Source organism: Streptomyces durocortorensis, assembly GCF_016901035.1.
GTDB lineage: Bacteria > Actinomycetota > Actinomycetes > Streptomycetales > Streptomycetaceae > Streptomyces > Streptomyces durocortorensis.
The window spans coordinates 1-2,307 of sequence record NZ_JAFEUF010000286.1 but is presented as its reverse complement, the minus strand read 5'-3'; the positions used below and the strand labels follow the sequence as shown (position 1 = coordinate 2,307).

General features: G+C 74.4%; 2 protein-coding genes and 1 pseudogene. 1 reads left to right on the top strand and 2 read right to left on the bottom strand.

What is annotated here, in order from left to right; genetic code table 11:
* Positions 1-150: 150 nt before the first annotated feature.
* Positions 151-1,140 carry a L,D-transpeptidase family protein gene (locus JS521_RS31440; RefSeq protein WP_205086320.1) on the bottom strand — a complete coding sequence of 330 codons (990 nt, stop codon included), beginning with the start codon at positions 1,138-1,140 and terminating at the stop codon, positions 151-153.
* A 241-nt stretch (positions 1,141-1,381) separates the two neighbouring features.
* Here JS521_RS31440 and leuE point away from each other — a divergent pair, with 241 nt between their 5' ends.
* Positions 1,382-2,068, top strand: a complete 687-nt coding sequence (leuE, locus tag JS521_RS31435; RefSeq protein WP_205086319.1) for a leucine efflux protein LeuE — start codon at positions 1,382-1,384, stop codon at positions 2,066-2,068.
* A 22-nt stretch (positions 2,069-2,090) separates the two neighbouring features.
* On the opposite strand, the pseudogene JS521_RS37030 reads toward leuE, so the two are convergent.
* Positions 2,091-2,198, bottom strand: a pseudogene (locus tag JS521_RS37030) (MarR family transcriptional regulator); the annotation flags it as partial.
* Between the last annotated feature and the right edge of the window lie 109 nt (positions 2,199-2,307).

Sequence of the window (2,307 nt, the reverse complement as noted above, 5' to 3'; positions counted from 1 at the left end):
CGATTTCCTGTGGCCGCCGCGGGGCCCGGGCCCCCGCACGGCGGGGGGGTCCCCCCGGTACTTGGGGCCCCGCGCTGGGGGGGGGGGGGCCCCGCCCCCCCGGGCCCCCCCCGCGCCCTCTCTTCTCGCCCCGACCGGCCGCGCGCCGGCTCACCAGTAGACGACGACCTTGTCGCCGTTCCTCACCTGGTCGAACAGGGCCGCGACCTTCTTCCTGTCCCGTACGTTGACGCAGCCGTGCGACGCGCCGCCGTAGCCGTTGGCCGCGAAGTCGGCGGAGTAGTGCACGGCTTGGCCGCCGCTGAAGAACAGGGCGTACGGCATCGGGGTGTCGTACAGCGTCGACACGTGGTCCCGGGACTTCCAGAACACCTCGAACACGCCCTCGCGGGTCGGCGTGTACTCCGAGCCGAAGCGCACGTCCATCGCCGAGACGACCTTGCCGTCGATCATCCACGCCAGGGTCCGGCTGTTCTTGCTGATGCACAGGACCCGGCCCTTCAGGCACCGTTCGTCCGGCGCGGCCAGCGGCCGCTCGGTCGGCGGGCGCAGTTCGGCGGCCTTCGGCACCCGGGTCATCGCCAGCAGCCGCTTCCAGGTGACCTCGTCGGTGGAGCCGGTGACCGGCAGGCTCCGCTTGGCCTGGAAGGACCGTACGGCGTCGGCGGTGACGGAGCCGTAGTAGCCGGTGGGGTTGCGCCCGAAGTGGCCGATCTGGCGGAGCCGGGCCTGGAGTTCGCGTACGCGGTCGCTCTCGGATCCGGTCCGCATCAGGACCCTCGGCGGTGGTGGTGTCGCGGTGCTGGGCTCGGGGGCGGGCCGGGCGGTCGACGGGGCCGCGGCCGCTGCGGCGGTGGACGCCGACGGGCTGGGCGGTGGTGCGGTTGGCGGTTTCGCGTCCGCGGTCGTGGTCGCGGGGGCGGGGCGTGTGGGGGAGGGGGCCTCGGCCCGCGTGGCCTGCGCCGGAGCTGACGCGTCCTGCGCCCCCGTGGCCGTACCCGGTTCGCACCCCGTCGCGAGGGCGGCCAGCGCGACGAGTGACACGGCGGCGACGCGACGGCCCGGTATCGCCTCGGCCGGCCGCGTGCCGCGCCTGCCTCTCGTACCCCGGCCGTCCCACCCGCTGTCCGTGTTCGCCATGTTCGTTCCCCCTGGGTCACCTGTCGGCCCGGCGCCTCCTGTACGGATTCCCGTCCGGCCCGGTCAGTGAATCCTCTGCCGGGCGGCGGCTGTGCGTCCAGACCCCCGAGGTGACGCCCGGTGGATCATGGCCGGGTCCGGGCCGTCGGGACCGGCCCGTCGCCGCGCGGCATCCGACGGTCCATATCGCCTGGTGAAACCCCCTGGACGGCGACCCGCACCGGCGTGCGACACTCCGTTCATGCTGGGTGTCACCGATCTTCCGACCTATCTCGCCGGCCTGGCGCTGATCGTCCTCCTGCCGGGGCCGAACTCGCTCTACGTGCTCTCCGTCGCCGCCCGACGCGGCGTACGTACCGGCTACAAGGCCGCCGCGGGCGTCTGGACCGGGGACACCGTCCTGATGACGCTCTCCGCGCTCGGCGCCGCGTCCCTGCTCACGACCACGCCCCTGCTCTTCGCGATCGTCAAGTACGCGGGCGCGGCCTATCTGACCTGGATGGCCATCGGGATGCTCCGGGCCGCCGTGGCCCTGTGGCGCGAGCGGCACCGGCGTACGGCTGAACTCGTCGAGACGGTCGAGGCGGAGGAGGCTGCCGAGGCGTCCGGAGCGGCGGAGGGCCCTGCGGAGCGGCCCTACCGCCGGGCGCTGGTGGTCAGTCTGATCAACCCGAAGGCGATCCTGTTCCTGATCTCCTTCTTCGTCCAGTTCGTCGACCCGGGCTACGCCTACCCGGCGCTGTCGTTCCTGGTGCTGGGCACCCTGCTCCAGCTCGCCAGCTTCGCCTACCTCTCGGTGCTGATCTTCGGCGGCACCCGGCTGGCCGCGGTCTTCCGCCGACGCAAGCGACTGTCGGCGGGGGCGACTTCGGCGGCGGGTATCCTGTTCCTCGGGTTCGCCGCGAAGCTCTCGCTCAGCAGCGTGTAGCCCCCGGGGGTGCCTGTCGGCCTCAGTGGTGCCAGGCCTTCCCCCCGACGTTGTGGATCATCCGCTGGAGCACCTTCAGCGCGGCGACGAACTCCGCCTCGGGGATGCCCTCGTGGATCTCCGCGCTCGCCCCGGCGCCCCCGGCGCGCGCCGGGGGGGGCCCCCCCCCCCCCCCGGGGGGGCGCCCCCCCCCCGGGCCCCCGGGCGGCGGGGCCCGGGCGCCGGCGCCGGCGCCGGGG